Raw genomic sequence first — 18181 nt, 5'->3', positions numbered from 1 at the left:
TTAAAAAATGTAATTGCACAGTTTAACAATTGCAAATTTGCGATAAAAAAATTAATGTGTTGCTCATAAATAACTTTGAGAATTGTGCTGACATGTTTTTAAGAAAAACACTTTCAATTGCATTATTAGCTACTGCCTCATCAGCTGTTTTTGCCCAAGGCTTGGTGCTTAATAATGATGATTTACGTACAGATTTAAATTGGTTGAATCAACAAGGTGTTATTAACATCAGCACTTCTACTTGGCCTTTAAGTGGGGATGAAATTCAACGTGCACTCTCACAGGCTAAAGTAACGCATCCAGCTCAACAAAAAGTTATTAACTCAGTTCTCAATGCATTAAAAGCAGATAATGATACGGTTAAAGTGGGTGCTTTCGCTGGAACAGATATCAAAGATATTCCTCAAGCATTTGGGAATAATCATAAATCACAGTATCAAGGCTCTGTAGAGTTTAATGCAGGTGGTGAAAACTGGGATGCAAAAATCCGTGTAAACGCAGAAAAAGATCCGCAAATTGATAATGGTCATGATGCTAATGTGGAGGGTTCGTATGTCGCTGGTAAAATCTGGAACCAATGGATTGTTGCCGGTCAAATTCCAACATGGTGGGGACCTGGGCATGATGGTAGTTTAATCCGTGGTGATGCAAGTCGTCCTGTTTATGGGGTGACAGCTCAAAGAGCTATACAAAATGCATTTGATACTAAATGGTTATCTTGGATTGGGCCTTGGCAATATCAACTATTTGCAGGTCAGTTAGATGATTATAAAGCTATTCCACATGCTAAGTTATTAGGTTTGCGTGTTACTGCAAGTCCATTACCTTACTTGGAACTAGGTGCTTCACGAACTTTACAATGGGGTGGTGAAGGGCGTTCTGAAAGTTGGAACTCATTATGGAATGCAATTAAAGGTAATGATAATGTTTATGATGCAGCTGAAGACAGATCTAACCAAATTGCTGGATTTGATGCTCGTTTAAATCTTCAATCACTTTTAAATGTTCCTGTTGGTATTTATGGTCAATATGTAGGTGAAGATGAAGCGGGGCACTTACCATCGAAGAAAATGTATTTAGCTGGTGCTGATTATTCTTCTAGCTATAAAAATATGCCTTATCAACTTTATGCTGAATGGGCAGATACACGTACTAATGGCGATGTAAAAGGAATTTCTTATAACCATTATATTTATACAGATGGTTATTATCAGCATGGTTTCCCGCTAGGACATGCAATGGGTGGTGATGGTCAAATGTATTCTGTTGGTGGCGATATTCGCTTTGATACGATGAATCGCTTAAGTGGTCGTGCAATGGTTGTTAAGGTGAATGAATCTAACTTAGCAATCAATAAAGCTTTCCCTAAAGAAGATAAAATTAAAGCGCTTGATTTAACTTGGACGCATTACATCAAACCAGATCTTCCATTAAAAATTAATGGTTGGATTAGTGACTCTGATTTAGAGGGTAATGATTCAGGTGCATCTATTGGTATTGAGATTCCGTTAGAACGTAAAATGTTTGGTTTCTAAGAATTAAATAATGCTATAGAAAGAGAGAAGCTAAAATGGCTTCTCTTTTTTATTGTATTTAAAGAAATCTAAAGATGAGATCGTGATTTGCTTCGGTTAACGATGCGAGCTAGGATGCACATGTTATCTATGCGAATCAGTATTTTACATTTATATGATGAATTTGAATATCAATATGAAAAAACAAGCAAAAGAAAACAGTTTTAAATCACTATAATGCATAACTAATGCTATAGGCCTCATAAAGGCTTGTGGTTGGATTATTTATCACAAAAAATTGGAGTTGTTATGGCACTCGTTCCTCCACATGGTCTTCTAAGTGGTGGTTTAATACCACTTCTAGATTTTATGGGCAAAATGGATAGAGAAGGACGTGTTCATGACTGAATCAAGACTTACACATCTCAAGCAACTTGAAGCTGAAAGTATTCATATTATTCGTGAAGTTGCGGCAGAATTTGAAAACCCAGTCATGCTTTACTCAATTGGTAAAGACTCGGCTGTAATGCTCCATCTTGCATTAAAAGCATTTTATCCTGCGAAGCTTCCTTTTCCTTTATTACATGTAGACACTGGATGGAAGTTTAAAGACATGATCGCGTTTCGCGATAACATGGCAAAAACGCATGGCTTTGATTTAATTGTTCATCAGAACAAAGAAGGCCGTGAAGCAGGTATCAATCCATTTGATCATGGTAGCTCAAAATATACAGATATTATGAAAACCCAAGCTTTAAAACAGGCTCTAGACAAATATCAATTTGATGCTGCTTTTGGTGGTGCGCGCCGTGATGAAGAAAAATCACGTGCGAAAGAGCGTGTGTATTCATTCCGTGATAGTAAGCACCGTTGGGATCCTAAAAACCAACGTCCTGAACTTTGGAATCTTTACAATGGTAAAGTGAATAAAGGCGAAAGTATTCGTGTATTCCCATTATCAAACTGGACTGAGTTAGATATTTGGCAATATATCTATTTAGAAAATATTCAAATTGTTCCTCTTTATTTCTCTGCTGTTCGTCCTGTGGTTGAGCGTAGTGGTACGCTCATTATGGTGGATGATGAACGCATGCGTTTAAAAGAGGGTGAAGTTCCGCAAATGAAGTCTGTACGTTTCCGTACGCTAGGCTGTTATCCATTAACAGGTGCAGTCGAGTCTGAAGCTGATACATTGCCAGAAATTATTCAGGAAATGTTATTGGCAACAAGTTCTGAGCGTCAAGGTCGTATGATTGACCATGATGAAGCAGGCTCAATGGAAAAGAAAAAGCAAGAAGGCTATTTCTAAGACAGTTTCTAAATTTGTGGAGTTTGAGCAATGTCTCATCAATCAGACTTAATCAGCCAAGACATTCTGGCTTATTTAAAACAGCATGAACAAAAAGACCTGTTACGCTTTTTGACTTGCGGTAACGTAGATGATGGTAAAAGTACTTTAATTGGCCGTTTACTTTACGATTCAAAATTGATTTATGAAGATCAATTGCAAGCTGTAACACGTGACAGTAAGAAAGTGGGTACAACAGGTGATGCACCGGACTTGGCATTACTTGTAGATGGTTTGCAGGCCGAGCGTGAGCAAGGTATTACCATTGATGTAGCTTATCGCTATTTCTCGACTGAAAAACGTAAGTTTATTATTGCTGATACACCGGGACATGAACAATATACCCGTAACATGGCAACTGGTGCATCGACTGCTGATCTTGCAATCATTTTGATTGATGCACGTTATGGTGTACAAACTCAGACTCGTCGCCATACATTTATTGCAAGTTTGCTTGGTATTAAGAATATTGTAGTTGCCATTAATAAAATGGACTTGGTTGAATATTCACCTGAGCGCTTTAATGAAATTCAGATTGAATATGATGCGTTCGTGAGCCAGTTAGGTGACCGTCGCCCAGCCAATATCTTATTTGTTCCAATCTCTGCTTTAAATGGCGATAACGTTGTAAATCCATCGGCTCATACTCCTTGGTATAAAGGTCAGACTTTGATGAGTATTCTTGAGTCTGTGGAAATTAGCCGTGAGTCGAATAAACATGAATTCCGTTTCCCTGTTCAATATGTGAACCGTCCAAACCTCGATTTCCGTGGCTTTGCGGGTACAGTTGCATTAGGTGAAATTAAAGTTGGTGATGAAATTGTAGCGTTACCTTCTGGTAAGCGTTCTACAGTTAAAGAAATTGTTACTTTTGATGGTAACCTTGAGCAAGCAGTTGCAGGCCAAGCAGTTACATTAACGTTAAATGATGAAATTGATATTAGTCGCGGAAACGTGCTGGTACGTGCAGGTGAGCAACCATTAATTTCACGTAGCGTTCGTGCTTCTGTGGTATGGATGAATGAGCATCCACTTGTAAAAGGTAAGTTGTACAATATTAAGATTGGTACACAAACCGTTCCAGCAAAAGTGACGAACATTCACTACCGTGTAAATGTGAATACACTTGAGCATACTCAGGTCGAAGAGCTTGAGTTAAATGCAATTGCGGATGTTGTGGTTGAGTTCGATGCTCCAGTCGTGTTTGACCGTTATCAAGATTCGCGTTACACAGGTTCATTTATATTTATTGACCGTTTAAGTAACGTGACCGTTGGTGCGGGCATGGTAGAGGCGGCTGTAGAATGGACTGCTCATAGCAATGCTGTTACTGCCGAAGACCGTGCTGCTCGTTTAGGGCAAAAACCTGCCGCTATTGGTGTTTCTGCACAATTAATTGAAAAAGCTCAAGCTTTAGAAAGTTTGCTGATTCAGCAAGGTGTAGTTGCTATTGCAAAAGCAAGCTTAACAGCTGAGCAATTGGTTCTATTACGTGAGACGGGCGTTGTAATTATCACAACTTCTGTGGAAGGTATAGATACAGAGATAACTGCTGAAACTGTGGAAGAAGCAGTAGAAAAAATCGTGGAATTGGTTCGTCTTTAATAGATTGAAAATGAGTTCTAAAAAACCCGCGTAAGCGGGTTTTTTTATTGAGTTTAGAAAATATTTTGAGCTTTTAAAGTTAAATATTCTCTTAAATCTTTAGGATAGTTCTGAATCATCTTTAAAAATGTATTTCGATCACCTTGATATAAGGCACGTGTTGCTTCCTCATAATTTGGCATATTACCTAACATAGCAGACATAAAACGATCGATGGCTTGTTTGGCGAGCATAATATTGCCTTCAGAATTTGGGTTATTTAACTCTTTATCAATTAACTTGCGAATCACTGCTGATGCACTTGCACTTTGTTGATCTAACCAATCCCAATGTTTTTTCTGTAAAGTGATTTCACGCGAAATTACGCCAAGTTTAGGTCGTCCAACTTTTTTAATTTCTTCCGGCTCAGCATAACGTTGTTGAAATTCTTGTTCCGAACCAGAAAGATCAAGATCAATTTGTTGACCTGTTTGATCATTAAAAATCAGAATATTTTCCGTTGTTTTCGGAAGTTCTTTGAGTTTCTTTGCAAGTTCAATAAGGGAGTCACTCGCAATAAGCGTGCTTCCAGTGAAAGCAGTATAGGTGATTTTAGTATTCATTTTAGCCGCATATTTTTATCAGGGTAAAATAATATTATCAGGGTAAAACTAATTTGGCAAATAGTAAAATTCATAACCAAAGAATTATCAGGTTTTATGAATGTAGTCTCTGAGATTAGGACTATAAAAATATCAAGGTAATAGGCTTTTAAAATTTTGTTCTGCTTTAATATTGCTTTTATGAGAGAATGTGTCTTTAGTTGTATGTATAAGGACTCCTATGTTTGAGCAATCTCCTGAATCTTTAAGCGATATCGAAATTTTAGACATTTTACAGTCGATGAAAAAAGATAAGCTAGATACGGAAGCACATGAGATCATCCGTAGCGGGGGGAAAGCAGGACGTCAGGAAGCGCATAAACAGGCTTTGGTAGCACTAAATACAAATTTTGAAGAGAAATTTGTAGAGGCAGTTACTCTTGCACTAGGTTTAAATGCAGCTCAAGCTAAAAAAATTCGCTATAAAAAAGATCGAATTCGTATTTTAAAAGCACGTGGTATTGATTATTTAGCTATTGATGGGGCAGAAACAGCGCAAGTTTTGGCACAAATTTCACAAGCAATTGTTCGTGAAGATGGCATAGTTACCCATGACTTACATGATATCTTCCCATTTTGGAAAGAAGGTTGGCCAATGGTGCAATTTGATAATGCCTATAAAATTTTAGAAGAAGATATTACCTTGCACTTTCATGCGTTCTTAGATGCCATGATTGAGTATGTGAATAAATAAAAAAAAGCCCCAATTGGGGCTTTTATTTTTTTATAGCAGAATATGCTTAGATTGCACTAAAAAGTGGGAAAACACCAATCACTAAAGCTGTACCCATTAAAACCATACAAGTAATAAATGCCCATTTAAAAGTAAACTTTTGATGATCTGCAAAATCGACTTTAGCAAGACCACATAATAAGTAAGTTGATGGAACAAGAGGTGATAATAAGTGTACAGGTTGACCTACAATTGAAGCACGAGCAATCGCTTCTGGACTAATGCCATAATGTGAAGCAGCTTCGGCAAGAATAGGCAATACACCATAGAAGAATGCATCGTTTGACATAAAGAACGTCAAAGGCATGCTTACCAACGCTGTAATTGGAGCCAGATAAGGTCCCATACTTGCAGGAATCATTGCGACAAATTCTTTAGACATCGCTTCAACCATGCCTGTGCCAGATAAAATACCTGTAAAAATACCTGCCGCAAAAATTAATCCGACAACAGCCAAGATACTATCTGCATGCATAGCGATACGTTTCTTCTGCATATCAACATCTGGATAGTTAATAAGCATCGCAATACAGAACGCCAGCATGAATAGCACTGACATTGGTAAAATACCTTTGATCAACGCAATCATAAGAATAATGGTGAGTACCATATTTACTTTACGTAAATGTGGACGAGTCGCTTCCGGATCTTTTGAAACGGTAATGTTGTCACCATGGTGACTTTCAAGCTCAATTACGCCTAGACGTTTTTGCTCATAACGACCATATAAATATGCCAAGAAGAATAACCAGCCAATACTAATCACCATTGGAATGATCATTGGTACAAAAATATGGCTTGGGTCGACTTGAAGCGCACTCGCTGCACGAGCAGTAGGGCCTCCCCATGGTGTTAAATTCATGACACCACTACATAACAACATAAGTGCTGTCATGATAAGTGTATTCATACCTAGGCGTTGATAGAGAGGAAGCATTGCTGCGACACAAATCATATATGTAGTCGAGCCATCACCATCAAGAGAAACTAATGTAGTTAAAAAAACGGTCCCTAATGTAATTTTTAGAGGGTCACCTTTAACTTTTTTCAAAATCCATTTAACCGGAGGATCGAAAAGACCTGCGTCGATCATTAAGGCAAAATATAAAATCGCGAATAAGAGCATTACGCCAGTAGGCGCAAGTTTTTTGATGCCTTCTAGCATCATTTCGCTGAGACCCTTAAGCTCAATATGACTTAAGCTTTCAAAATAATGACCAAGGCCCCAGGCGATAAGAGAAAAAATAAATGGGATAAGAATTAAAGCAATAATAGGGCTTAAACGTTTGGACATGATTAAATACATGAAGCATAAAATCATGCCAACACCAAGTAATGTCAGCATACAATCAATCCTTTGCCTTTAGTTTTACTGAACAAGTTTATTCAAAACTCTGACTTTGATTATTCTTATGAATTTTTATTAAAAAGACAAATAATATATTTAGTTTATTTGGTTAATATATATTCACTTGGAAAGGTATATTCTAGGAAAATACTGAATATATATATTATTGGTATAGTCTATTTATAATATATATTAGTTATTATTAGAGCATATAAAACCTTTATCATATTTGGAATTATCATATATTTTTAACAATTATATTTGTTTTTGAATGCTGAAATGAGAAGTATACCCATTTACATTGCTTACTATAGCTACGTTACATAAGTAAGAAGAAGCTGTAAATGCTTTATGTGCAAATTTTTATTTCTATTTAATTAAAAATTTTTATTTTAATTAAAGAGTTAATTTATATATTTAAAAATATGATTAAGATAATAAATTAAACTTTTAAAATGATAATATCTTAAAATAAGTATGAGTTTAAAAATTATTTTATTAAAAAAATATCCCGCTTTAATTAGCAGGATATTTTGCACCAAAATAAATCAATTTTCATCTGGTGTTGAGGGGAGGTCAGATTTTTCTAATACACGTGTTACCAGTAACTGATCAATTTTAAAATGGTCCACATCGACAACTTCGAATTTATAACCACCGAATTCAACAAAATCTGCGGGGCGAGGAATTTTGCGTAAACGGTACATCATAAATCCGGCTAATGTTTCATAATTTTCTTCATCAGGCATTTCATCAATTTCTAGAGCATGTCTTAGGTCATCAATTGGTGTACTTCCATCAATTAACCAAGAATTATTATCACGTTTAATAATTTGCTGCTCTTCTTCAATTGGGGTAACCCAATCGCCCATAACGGTAATCATAATATCGCTTAAGGTAATAACACCGACCACAAGCGCGTATTCGTTAATTACAACGGCAAATTTTTCTTTTGTTGAGCGGAAGCGATCAAGTAATTCAGAAAGTGTTAAAGTGTCAGGAATAATGAGAACATTACGTATAGTAGATTCATTTAACTGTGTAGGCGATTGATTATTTAAAATACGAACTAAAAAATCTTTGGCATCTACATAACCAATAACCTGATCAATATTTTCATTACAAACCAAAAATTTAGAATAAGGATATTCCGCTAGTTTTTGTCGAATGCTGTCTTCATGTTCATTTAAAGTAAAATACACAACATTTTCACGCGTTGTCATACTTGACGGCACTGTGCGTTCTTCAAGCTCAAATACATTTTCAATAAAATGATGTTCTTGTTTTTGCAGTACGCCTGCTTGGGCACCAGCATCCATAACTGCTGAAATATCATCAAAAGTTATATTATCTTCACGTGTTGTATTTACTTTAAATAAGCGAAATAACAAGTTTGCGATTGCGTTGATACCCCATGCTAAGGGCTTACAGATTTTAATAAAAATCTGAATAGGATTAATCACACTAATTGCGATTTTTTCAGGTGCAATCATTGCCAATCGTTTTGGCATGAGATCGGCAAATAAAATAAATAAAGAAGTTACCAAGGTGAAAGATAGGGCGAAACCAATTGTTTGCGTCCACGGACCTTGGTAAAAGCGGTCAACTAAGTTGACAAAGAAAGGACGAAATGCAGCTTCACCCAAGATACCGCCTAAGATTGCGACAGCATTTAGGCCAATTTGGGATGCTGCAAAAAAGTCTGCAGATTGTTCTTGTAAATCAAGTACCTGTTGAGCACGTTCTTCGCCAGCTTCGGCCAAAATTTTTAACTTTACTTTTCTGGCACCAGCTAGAGCAATTTCAGTTAAAGATAAAAAGCCTGCTGCGATGATGAGCAGTACGATGATAATGATATTTTGAAAGAGACTCACAAATCACCCGAGGATCATCATTATTATGACTATGTTTTAACACAAAAAAGCGCTGAGGTAATCAGATTGATTGCTCATCGCTTAAGATAATGTTTGAAAGAGACAATTAAATTAAAATTTATTTAATAGTGGGAAAATTGTGAATTATTGGTTAGGAATTCACGATTTTCCTCTTCGATCATTTGGCGAGCAACGAATAAGATAAGTTGGCGTAACCAGCGATGAGCTGGATGATGATGTAATAATGGACACCATGCCATCTTGAGTTCGAACTCAGGAATATAAAACGGTGGATCCTTAATGACTAATTTTGGATTTTGTGCTTGCAAACGAGCCATTCGAGTTGGAAGCGTTGCAATCAAATCAACATTTTGAGCAAGTAATGCTGGCATTTGATAGTGACGCGTAAATACAGAAATTTTACGACGTTGACCAATACGTTCTAATGCTTGATCAATCCAGCCTAGGCCACCTTGTTTGTCTGGGTTTACCCCAAAACCAACACCCATACCAGTTTTAGATACCCAAATATGTTGAGCATCTAAATAGCTTTTTAAATTTAAATGAGTAACAGCAGGGTGTTTGTCATTTAAAATACAGCTAAAGCTATCACGCCAAACTAAAACTTGGTGGAAACTTTGTGGTATTTCATTGAAGCGGTTAATAGCTAAATCAACTTTACCTTGTTCCATGTCTCTATATGACACATCACTTGGAGTGAGAAAATCGAGTACAACGTTTGGTGCTTCAGAGCGTAGGGCTTTAACAAGACGTGGGACTAGGGTTGCTTCTGCATAGTCAGAAGTCATAATACGGAAAACGCGATTACTGGTATAAGGGCGGAATTCGGTACGCGGTTCCAAAATCATGGAAAGATCAGAAAGGGCATCACGAATACGTGGTTGTAATTCAAGTGCACGTTCTGTCGGTGTCATCCCTTCAGATGAACGGATCAGGAGAGGGTCATTAAATAAATTACGCAAACGGCGTAAAATATTACTCATGGCAGGCTGAGTAACACCAAGCTGTTCGGCTGCGCGCGTAACGTTTTTTTCACGAAGAAGAACATCAAGATATATTAATAGATTAAGATCTACCCGCTCCAGATTCATAAAAAAAATACCGAAAATAAAACCCTAAAATTGTTTCAAATTATGCCATATTTAAAGAACATTGTGTGAAAAAATGATGAGAAAAACGACATTTTTTGTTGAAATTAAGTATGCTTGAAAAGCGCCTCAAATCCTCTATTTTGTTATCTTTGATCTGTTTTTATATTTGTGGTTAGGGAAGAAATATTTTTAATTAATATTTAGTATTGTTCTAGCATGTTGATTGACTTTTTTCATTGGCAAAAGTCGCCTAATTTACAATTGACTTTTAACACTAAAAATGAATGGAAAAATCTCAAAAATTGTATAAAAATAAAATTTGGAGAGTTTTTTGATCAAAATACTATACTCCTTTAGGATTATTTTGTTTTTATAAACAAAGTGTTATGTTTTTTAGTTTTACTTATAATATCGATTTATTGGTATATTTTTTAAATAAATACTGAAGATTAACGAAGGATATTGGATTAATTGATTGGCTAAGTCTAAGCTGTGTACATGAAGAAGCAGCTGGTGTCATAAGAAATTTAAGTAACATGACTCTAGGCTTTGATCGATGAAATCCTAAAATGAATACAGGACAATATCATGACTACATATCAAACAGCGATTGATGCAGTACGTGAATTAAAATCAAAATTCGGCAACACTTGGGCAGACATTAGTCCAGAAGATGCTGCTCGTATGCAACTTCAAAACCGTTTCAAAACAGGTTTAGATATTGCTAAGTATACAGCTGCGATTATGCGTCGTGATATGGCTGAATACGATGCTGATTCAAGCAAATATACTCAATCATTAGGTTGCTGGCATGGTTTCATCGCTCAACAAAAAATGATTGCTAACAAAAAATACTTCGGTACTACTAGCAAACGTTATATCTACCTTTCTGGTTGGATGGTTGCTGCACTTCGTTCAGAATTCGGTCCACTTCCTGACCAATCTATGCACGAAAAAACTTCAGTACCTGCTTTGATCGAAGAAATCTACACTTTCTTACGTCAAGCTGATGCAAAAGAATTAAATGACTTGTTCCGTGCTTTAAACAAAGCAAAAGAAGCGGGTGACTCTGCGAAAGTAGCTGAAATCACAGCTCAAATCGACAACTTCGAAACTCACGTTGTGCCAATTATTGCAGACATCGATGCTGGTTTCGGTAACGAAGAAGCAACTTACTTACTTGCTAAGAAAATGATTGAAGCTGGTGCTTGTGCGCTTCAAATCGAAAACCAAGTATCTGATGCAAAACAATGTGGTCACCAAGCTGGTAAAGTAACTGTTCCACATGCTGACTTCATCGCTAAGATCCATGCTCTTCGTTATGCATTCTTAGAATTAGGCGTAGAAGAAGGCGTTATCGTTGCTCGTACTGACTCTGAAGGTGCTGACCTTACTCAAAGCATTCCAGTAGTTAAAGAACCAGGTGACATCGCATCTAAATATATTAGCTACTTAGACACTCAAGAAATTGATATCTCTGAAGCAACTGATGATGAAATCTTAATTAAACGTGACGGCAAGTTACACCGCCCAACTCGTTTAGCTTCTGGTTTATATCAATTCCGTGAAGGCACTCAGATTGACCGTGTTGTACTTGACTGTATCACTAGCCTTCAAAATGGTGCTGACTTACTTTGGATCGAAACTCCGACTCCAAACGTAAAAGAAATTGCACACATGGTTAACCGTGTTAAAGAAGTAGTTCCAAATGCGAAGCTTGTTTACAACAACAGCCCATCATTCAACTGGACTTTAAACTTCCGTCAACAAGCGTATGACCGTTGGGTTGCTGAAGGTAAAGATGTGTCTGCTTACGACCGTGCTAAATTAATGAGCGCTGAGTACGACAACACTGAATTAGCTGCTGATGCTGATGAAAAAATCCGTACTTTCCAAGCAGACGCTGCGCGTGAAGCTGGTGTGTTCCATCACTTGATCACACTTCCTACATACCACACTGCTGCTCTTTCTACTCACGAATTAGCACAAGGTTACTTCGGTGACCAAGGTATGTTAGCTTATGTTGCTGGCGTACAACGTAAAGAAATCCGTGGCGGCATCGCATGTGTGAAACACCAAGCAATGGCTGGTTCAGACATCGGTGATGATCACAAAGAAATCTTCGCTGGTGAAAACGCACTTAAAGCTGGTGATGACTCTAAAAACACAATGAACCAATTCTCAGCTCACTAAGAATTGACTTCATAAAAAAACCGCTCAAATGAGCGGTTTTTTATTTATATTGAAAAAATTTATTAGTCTTCTTTTTTCAACACATAATGTTCAGCCAAAGAACCTTCAACTTTTTTACCTTCCATGTCTAATGCAGTAGCAGTATTCTCACCAATAAAGAATTTACGGTTTTGAGCTTTATCATCTAAGGTAATAATAGAAGTGTTGTCTTTATCGAAAGCAAACTTACCGTGTGTTTCAAATGGGTTTGTATCACCTTTACCTAAATAAGTTTCAGTCAACTCATAAGTTTTATCATCTTTTAATTTTAATTCAGTTTTGATGCCTTCACAGTCTGCGCAAGGAAGTGTTCCTTTGTATTTACCATTCCAGTCGAGAGAGTTCTCTGCTGTATGTTCAGTATCTACGGCAACAGCATTACTTGCTTCAGTAGTTTGTACAGGGGTAGATGCATCAGAAGTTGTCTCTGTTTTATTTTCGTGTTTATTACATGCGACAAGGAGAGTACTCATAAGTGCAATTGCTAATAATGATTTTTTCATAATGACCAAAACCTCAAAATAAAAAATAAAAAGTATTTAAAGCCTAGAAAAAAAGAAAATAAAATAAAAGCGTTAGTATGTTGCTTAATTTTATCAAAAGGTAAAGTGAATGCTTATTAGGAACCTTTTAATAGTAATTTTTAAAATTAAGTTGGTGGGGTAGAGGTATCCATTCGGGCGATTTAATGGATACCTGTTTTTAATTATGGCTGTGCAGAAACTCCACCTAGAGAGTCGCATGCTGCTTTATAAAGTTCATATTGCTTCTTTACCACTTCATCTAAAGGCATAGCGAATAATTCTTCACCCTCTTTGTAACTTTCTACATAAGAGGTCGCTTTATCTTTACTTACCGCCAAAGTTTGTTGGTAATAAGAATTGATAGAGCTTGTAGGCATTTCACTGGTTTCAACATTTTTACATTGAAAATTATTTAATAGTTTTTCTGCACGTTTGAGCTCACTAGATTGGCCAAAAATACACCCAGTTAAAAATACAAAAGGTACTAACACGAAAAAGATTTTCATGGAAAAAATTTATAAGAGCGAGGATGGGCGCTATTGTATAAATAATTCCATGCTTTACTGTGGTTTTATGTTAGACATTGACTATTTTTTAACTCATTAAAATAAAAAAATTGTTTCTAAGTTTGTAATGACCTCTTTTTGTATTTGGTGCATATTTTGCTTACTAAAAAAGCCATTATTAAAAATGAGCCAAAATGAATCGGATTCAGCAATTTTCTCAGACTTCTTTAGCACCATTTTGGTATGCACAATTAGAGCTTGGTTTTAGTTCTAAAAATTCTCGCACCATAATGAGTCATAGAAAACATCATGGCCCTGTTCGGGTGCAAAAAATGCTCTGGCCCGAAAAAACTGGAGTTTGCCACGCTATTATTGTTCATCCACCAGCAGGAATTGCAGGAGGAGATCATCTTACTTTCCAAATTGAAACAGCAGAGCAGGCACATGCAGTTATTACCACACCTGGAGCTGGGAAATGGTATAGAACGAATGGTAAACAGGCTTTTCAGCATATTTATCTGACTGTAAAAAATGACTCTATTTTAGAGTGGATGCCACAAGAAACGATGTTATTTGATGGTGCTGTAGCACATTCGGAAACACATATTCACCTTGAACAAACAGCAAGTTTTATTGGATGGGATATGCTGGTTTTGGGCCGACAGGCTCGAGCTGAGAATTTTGTTCAGGGAAGTTATCACAATCAATTTAAGTTATGGCGTGAGAATAAATTATTAGTTGCCGATACTTTATATTTTGAGGGGGGAGATCGCTGGTTAAGCTCATGTTTAGGAATGAATAATCTGGCTGTAATGGCAAGTTTTTGGGCTGTACCGCCAGCAAAATTCCGTTCTTCATTTTATTTAGAGCAACATATTGAACTCATTCGTGAACTCATTATGCGTATGGATGTGCCTGTGACTTTGACGTTACTAGAAGATGTGCTGTGTGCTCGGTTTTTAGGAAATGATGTGCGACATTGCCATGATGCTTTCGCGGCTATAAGAGCAAGATTAAGACGGTATTGGTTTGATTTAGATGAGGAATTCCCAAGAATTTGGAAAACTTAATTTACGTTAAATTGCGTATTTTAAAAACGATTAAAACAAGTATGCTGTTTTTGAGCACGCATTTTGCTTAAAGAAAACTAGATGCTATTAGGAAAGAGATATGGAACTCAATCCAACAGAAAAAGATAAGTTACTCATTTTTACCGCAGGTTTGGTGGCTGAGCGTCGTAAAGCAAGAGGTTTAAAGCTGAATTATCCGGAAGCTGTTGCGTTTATTTCGGCAGCCTTACTTGAAGGTGCTCGAGATGGCATGACGGTGAGTGAACTTATGCACTTTGGAACGACTTTGTTAAAGCGTGAAGATGTTATGGATGGCGTAGCGGAAATGATTGCTGAGGTTCAGGTCGAAGCAACTTTTCCTGACGGTTCGAAATTAGTCACTGTTCATCAGCCAATAGTATAAAAGGAACGCTTATGATCCCCGGTGAGGTTATTACTCCAGACACTGATATTGAACTGAATGTCGGACGAGAAACTTTAAAAGTTGTAGTGGCTAATCTTGGCGATAGGCCTATTCAGGTGGGTTCACATTTTCATTTTTATGAAGCAAACGATGCCTTACAGTTTGATCGTGAGATAGCAAAGGGTTTTCGCTTAAATATTGCAGCGGGTACTGCAATACGTTTTGAACCGGGGCAAAGCCGAGAAGTGGAACTTGTTGCTTTAGCTGGTAAGCGAGAAGTATATGGTTTTGCAGGCCGAGTCATGGGTAAGTTGGATTAAACATAACAACCATAATGAAAGATATGAGTAAAAAATTATGAAAATGTCACGTCGTGCATATGCTGAGATGTTTGGTCCAACGGTTGGAGATCGTATTCGACTAGCTGATACAGAGCTTTTTATTGAAGTTGAACAAGATTTAACGACATATGGTGAAGAAGTTAAATTTGGCGGTGGTAAAGTCATTCGTGACGGGATGGGGCAATCGCAACTTTTAGCTGATGAAGTTGCCGATACAGTCATAACCAATGCTTTAATTGTGGATTGGTGGGGAATTGTTAAAGCCGATGTAGGTTTAAAAAATGGACGAATCTGGAAAATAGGAAAAGCCGGTAATCCTGATATTCAACCCGACATTACCATCCCTTTAGGTGCGGCGACAGAAGTGATTGCGGGTGAAGGGCAAATTTTAACAGCTGGTGGTATTGATACTCATATTCACTGGATTTGCCCGCAGCAAGTTGAAACCGCTCTGATGTCTGGGACAACAACAATGGTAGGTGGGGGTACAGGACCAGCAGCCGGAACTTCGGCAACCACAGTGACTCCAGGTCCTTGGCATATTGCGACCATGTTGCAGGCGATTGATGATTTGCCTATAAATATTGGTCTATTAGGCAAAGGGAATTTGAGTTTACCTGACCCTATTCGTGAGCAAATTAAGGCTGGCGTAATTGGGTTAAAACTGCATGAAGATTGGGGCTCAACACCAGCAGCAATTGATAACTGCTTGAGTGTGGCAGACGAGTATGATGTTCAGGTCGCAATTCACACGGACACTTTAAATGAAGGTGGTTTTTTAGAAGAAACACTAGCGGCTTTTAAAGATCGTACCATTCATACGTACCATACCGAAGGTGCGGGCGGCGGGCATGCTCCCGACATTTTAAAAGCAATTGGGCAAAGTAATGTCTTGCCATCTTCGACCAACCCAACACGACCTTATACCATTAATACCATTGACGAGCATTTAGATATGCTCATGGTATGCCATCATTTAGATCCAGCAATTGCCGAAGATATTGCTTTTGCAGAAAGTCGTATTCGCCGTGAAACTATTGCTGCCGAAGATATTTTACAAGACTTAGGTGCAATTGCCATGATGTCATCAGACTCGCAGGCGATGGGGCGCGTGGGTGAAGTCATTTTACGTACTTGGCAAACTGCCCACAAAATGAAAGTACAACGTGGCCCATTAGAGGGTGACAATGAGCTTCATGATAATAATCGAGTTAAACGCTACATTGCCAAATATACAATTAACCCAGCAATTACCCATGGTTTAAGCCATGAAATCGGTTCGGTTGAAGTCGGAAAACTTGCTGATTTAGTGTTATGGAAGCCTGCGTTTTTTGGCGTGAAACCTTCCATGATTATTAAAGGTGGCATGATTGCAGCTGCACCGATGGGTGACATTAATGCTTCCATTCCAACCCCTCAACCTGTGCATTACCGTCCAATGTTTGGGGCTTATCCGCGTGGTGTGCATAACACTTGTATTACCTTTTTATCTCAAGCAGCAATTGATGAAAAAGTTGCTGAGAAACTAAATCTGAAAAAGTTAATTAGCTCATGTAAAAATACGCGTTCAATTACCAAAGCCGATATGAAACACAATACATATTGTCCAGTTATGCATGTGCATCCCGAAACTTACGAGGTACGAGCAGATGGTGAATTACTAACGTGTGAACCTGCTGACGTGTTACCAATGGCACAGCGTTATTTCTTGTTTTAATGAATTTATAGAGGTGATTTGCCTCACTACCTTATATGTGAAAGAAATAAGTAAGGAGAGAAAAGCTAAATGAAAATTTACACCCAACGTCTTGAAGATATTTCTCCTGATCAGACATTTGAAACGGTTGAGCTAACGTTTGATACCCGTCAGAAATCACGTTTTCGAGCGGCTTTAGCGAGTGGCGTAGATATCGGTGCGGATTTGCCTCGTACTGGCATTTTGCGTAGTGGTTCATATATTGCAACGCAAGAGGGCGATGTATTGCGAGTTGATGCAAAACCTGAACGGTTAATGCGAGTTACTGCTCAGACTGAATTTGATTTGCTTAAAGCGGCCTATCATTTAGGTAACCGACATGTGCCATTAATGCTGACACCAACAGCTTTATATTTTGAGCCTGATCATGTACTTGCTGAAATGGTAGAAGGTTTGGGGCTTACAGTAACAGAAACTGATCATCCGTTTGAACCTGAAAGCGGTGCCTATGCACAGCATAGTCATGACCATCGCTTAAGCCCAATCAAAGCTTTGCACCATGTCCATTCATAACGCAGCGCAATTACTTCAACTGCTGACACTGTCTTCGACGGCATTGCCAGTTGGAGCGTATTGTTATTCACAAGGTGTAGAAACAGCCATTGATATTGGCTTAATACGCGATGAAAGCTCTGCCATTGATTACTTCGAAGAAGTGCTTGAAATGTTGCTGGTACGCTTTGAGTTACCTGTACTTAAGCGTCTTATGCAACATTATGATGACTCAGACGAGTTCTTGACTTGGGCACATTTGTATAAGGCAAGCCGAGAAAGTAAAGAGCTACTTGCTGAATCTCAGCAACTCGCATTTTCTTTAAATGCATGGATTAAAGATGTTTTGAAAAAGCCAGTTGAGGTTAAAAAGCAGTTTGGTTTTGTACCTGTCTATGCACAGCTTTGTGGGCGTTTAGAGCTTAAAGATATTGATGTACTCACGGCGTATACCTTTACTGTTTTAGAAAATCAGGTTTTAGCGGCCGTAAAAACAGTCCCATTGGGACAAATGGCAGGACAAAGAATTTTGTGGCATTTGCATGGGCGAGTACCACACGCTGTAGAGAAGGCTTTAAAACTTAAAGATGAGCAACTGAGTAGTGCTTTACCTCGCTATGCCATGCTGAGTATGAAACACGAAACACAATATTCACGGTTATTCAGATCTTAAAATTAGGAA

The 18181-nt window shown here is 37.7% G+C and carries 18 protein-coding genes; 12 read left to right on the top strand and 6 right to left on the bottom strand.

Features of this window, described 5'->3' with window-relative positions:
- The first annotated feature begins 92 nt into the window (after positions 1–92).
- The 4 genes from J576_RS05450 (at position 93) to cysN (ending at position 4467) form a co-directional block, all read left to right on the top strand.
- On the top strand, positions 93–1535 hold the full coding sequence (locus tag J576_RS05450; RefSeq protein ID WP_002054417.1) for a capsule assembly Wzi family protein: 1443 nt from the start codon (positions 93–95) through the stop codon (positions 1533–1535).
- Positions 1536–1790: 255 nt separating this feature from the next.
- Positions 1791–1922: a hypothetical protein gene (locus J576_RS19570; protein WP_002054314.1), complete on the top strand. Its 132-nt coding sequence runs from the start codon at positions 1791–1793 to the stop codon at positions 1920–1922.
- Positions 1915–2823 (top strand): sulfate adenylyltransferase subunit CysD, encoded by a 909-nt coding sequence (gene cysD, locus J576_RS05445; protein WP_000140408.1) that lies wholly within the window; start codon positions 1915–1917, stop codon positions 2821–2823. The genes J576_RS19570 and cysD overlap by 8 nt, the downstream gene beginning before the upstream one ends.
- 30 nt (positions 2824–2853) lie before the next feature.
- The gene (gene cysN / locus J576_RS05440) at positions 2854–4467 is read left to right on the top strand and encodes a sulfate adenylyltransferase subunit CysN (RefSeq protein ID WP_002054420.1); all 1614 of its coding nucleotides are present in this window, start codon (positions 2854–2856) and stop codon (positions 4465–4467) included.
- A gap of 53 nt (positions 4468–4520) precedes the next feature.
- On the opposite strand, the gene J576_RS05435 is transcribed toward cysN, so the two are convergent.
- Positions 4521–5069: a DUF2239 family protein gene (locus tag J576_RS05435; RefSeq protein WP_002054470.1), complete on the bottom strand. Its 549-nt coding sequence runs from the start codon at positions 5067–5069 to the stop codon at positions 4521–4523.
- 220 nt (positions 5070–5289) lie between these two features.
- Here J576_RS05435 and J576_RS05430 point away from each other — a divergent pair, with 220 nt between their 5' ends.
- Positions 5290–5802: a hypothetical protein gene (locus J576_RS05430; protein WP_002054476.1), complete on the top strand. Its 513-nt coding sequence runs from the start codon at positions 5290–5292 to the stop codon at positions 5800–5802.
- 46 nt (positions 5803–5848) lie between these two features.
- On the opposite strand, the gene J576_RS05425 is transcribed toward J576_RS05430, so the two are convergent.
- The 3 genes from J576_RS05425 to J576_RS05415 all read right to left on the bottom strand — a co-directional run bounded on the left by J576_RS05425 (position 5849) and on the right by J576_RS05415 (position 10175).
- Positions 5849–7186: a CitMHS family transporter gene (locus J576_RS05425; RefSeq protein WP_002054475.1), complete on the bottom strand. Its 1338-nt coding sequence runs from the start codon at positions 7184–7186 to the stop codon at positions 5849–5851.
- A 551-nt stretch (positions 7187–7737) separates the two neighbouring features.
- The gene (paeA, locus tag J576_RS05420) at positions 7738–9063 is read right to left on the bottom strand and encodes a polyamine export protein PaeA (RefSeq protein WP_002054376.1); all 1326 of its coding nucleotides are present in this window, start codon (positions 9061–9063) and stop codon (positions 7738–7740) included.
- Between the two features lie 122 nt (positions 9064–9185).
- Entirely contained in the window at positions 9186–10175 is a 990-nt protein-coding gene (locus tag J576_RS05415) for a LysR family transcriptional regulator (protein WP_001047619.1), read from the bottom strand.
- A gap of 588 nt (positions 10176–10763) precedes the next feature.
- Between J576_RS05415 and J576_RS05410 the strand changes: the two genes are divergently transcribed.
- Positions 10764–12368, top strand: coding sequence for an isocitrate lyase (locus tag J576_RS05410; RefSeq protein WP_002054455.1), 1605 nt, complete (start codon positions 10764–10766; stop codon positions 12366–12368).
- 62 nt (positions 12369–12430) lie between these two features.
- On the opposite strand, the gene J576_RS05405 is transcribed toward J576_RS05410, so the two are convergent.
- The gene (locus tag J576_RS05405) at positions 12431–12910 is read right to left on the bottom strand and encodes a copper resistance protein NlpE (RefSeq protein ID WP_002054321.1); all 480 of its coding nucleotides are present in this window, start codon (positions 12908–12910) and stop codon (positions 12431–12433) included.
- Positions 12911–13113: 203 nt separating this feature from the next.
- Positions 13114–13437 (bottom strand): hypothetical protein, encoded by a 324-nt coding sequence (locus tag J576_RS05400; protein WP_004710055.1) that lies wholly within the window; start codon positions 13435–13437, stop codon positions 13114–13116.
- A 194-nt stretch (positions 13438–13631) separates the two neighbouring features.
- Here J576_RS05400 and J576_RS05395 point away from each other — a divergent pair, with 194 nt between their 5' ends.
- The 6 genes from J576_RS05395 to J576_RS05370 all read left to right on the top strand — a co-directional run bounded on the left by J576_RS05395 (position 13632) and on the right by J576_RS05370 (position 18172).
- Positions 13632–14507 carry an urease accessory protein UreD gene (locus J576_RS05395; protein ID WP_002054360.1) on the top strand — a complete coding sequence of 292 codons (876 nt, stop codon included), beginning with the start codon at positions 13632–13634 and terminating at the stop codon, positions 14505–14507.
- Positions 14508–14607: 100 nt separating this feature from the next.
- The gene (gene ureA, locus J576_RS05390) at positions 14608–14910 is read left to right on the top strand and encodes an urease subunit gamma (protein WP_002054385.1); all 303 of its coding nucleotides are present in this window, start codon (positions 14608–14610) and stop codon (positions 14908–14910) included.
- An 11-nt stretch (positions 14911–14921) separates the two neighbouring features.
- Positions 14922–15230, top strand: a complete 309-nt coding sequence (locus tag J576_RS05385; RefSeq protein ID WP_002054400.1) for an urease subunit beta — start codon at positions 14922–14924, stop codon at positions 15228–15230.
- Positions 15231–15267: 37 nt separating this feature from the next.
- On the top strand, positions 15268–16968 hold the full coding sequence (gene ureC, locus J576_RS05380) for an urease subunit alpha (RefSeq protein ID WP_002054453.1): 1701 nt from the start codon (positions 15268–15270) through the stop codon (positions 16966–16968).
- 69 nt (positions 16969–17037) lie between these two features.
- A complete protein-coding gene (gene ureE / locus J576_RS05375) occupies positions 17038–17520 on the top strand; it encodes an urease accessory protein UreE (RefSeq protein ID WP_002054404.1) in 483 nt (160 codons plus the stop codon).
- The gene (locus J576_RS05370; RefSeq protein WP_002054330.1) at positions 17507–18172 is read left to right on the top strand and encodes an urease accessory protein UreF; all 666 of its coding nucleotides are present in this window, start codon (positions 17507–17509) and stop codon (positions 18170–18172) included. The genes ureE and J576_RS05370 overlap by 14 nt, the downstream gene beginning before the upstream one ends.
- Positions 18173–18181: the final 9 nt, after the last annotated feature.

It is taken from the genome of Acinetobacter sp. 766875 (assembly GCF_000582055.1).
GTDB lineage: Bacteria > Pseudomonadota > Gammaproteobacteria > Pseudomonadales > Moraxellaceae > Acinetobacter > Acinetobacter nosocomialis.
Note: the sequence above shows the minus strand (reverse complement) of the source record. Positions and strands in the feature narration are given on the sequence as shown.

Excerpts from the sequence above, each read along its gene's own strand:
- J576_RS05410 (WP_002054455.1), top strand. The coding sequence starts at position 10,764 with ATGACTACATATCAAACAGCGATTGATGCAGTACGTGAATTAAAATCA.
- J576_RS05395 (WP_002054360.1), top strand. The coding sequence starts at position 13,632 with ATGAATCGGATTCAGCAATTTTCTCAGACTTCTTTAGCACCATTTTGG.
- J576_RS05435 (WP_002054470.1), bottom strand. The coding sequence starts at position 5,069 with ATGAATACTAAAATCACCTATACTGCTTTCACTGGAAGCACGCTTATT.
- J576_RS05385 (WP_002054400.1), top strand. The coding sequence starts at position 14,922 with ATGATCCCCGGTGAGGTTATTACTCCAGACACTGATATTGAACTGAAT.
- cysN (WP_002054420.1), top strand. The coding sequence starts at position 2,854 with ATGTCTCATCAATCAGACTTAATCAGCCAAGACATTCTGGCTTATTTA.
- J576_RS05400 (WP_004710055.1), bottom strand. The coding sequence starts at position 13,437 with ATGAAAATCTTTTTCGTGTTAGTACCTTTTGTATTTTTAACTGGGTGT.
- J576_RS05430 (WP_002054476.1), top strand. The coding sequence starts at position 5,290 with ATGTTTGAGCAATCTCCTGAATCTTTAAGCGATATCGAAATTTTAGAC.
- J576_RS05450 (WP_002054417.1), top strand. The coding sequence starts at position 93 with ATGTTTTTAAGAAAAACACTTTCAATTGCATTATTAGCTACTGCCTCA.
- ureE (WP_002054404.1), top strand. The coding sequence starts at position 17,038 with ATGAAAATTTACACCCAACGTCTTGAAGATATTTCTCCTGATCAGACA.
- ureC (WP_002054453.1), top strand. The coding sequence starts at position 15,268 with ATGAAAATGTCACGTCGTGCATATGCTGAGATGTTTGGTCCAACGGTT.
- J576_RS05415 (WP_001047619.1), bottom strand. The coding sequence starts at position 10,175 with ATGAATCTGGAGCGGGTAGATCTTAATCTATTAATATATCTTGATGTT.
- J576_RS05405 (WP_002054321.1), bottom strand. The coding sequence starts at position 12,910 with ATGAAAAAATCATTATTAGCAATTGCACTTATGAGTACTCTCCTTGTC.
- J576_RS05425 (WP_002054475.1), bottom strand. The coding sequence starts at position 7,186 with ATGCTGACATTACTTGGTGTTGGCATGATTTTATGCTTCATGTATTTA.
- ureA (WP_002054385.1), top strand. The coding sequence starts at position 14,608 with ATGGAACTCAATCCAACAGAAAAAGATAAGTTACTCATTTTTACCGCA.
- cysD (WP_000140408.1), top strand. The coding sequence starts at position 1,915 with ATGACTGAATCAAGACTTACACATCTCAAGCAACTTGAAGCTGAAAGT.
- J576_RS05370 (WP_002054330.1), top strand. The coding sequence starts at position 17,507 with ATGTCCATTCATAACGCAGCGCAATTACTTCAACTGCTGACACTGTCT.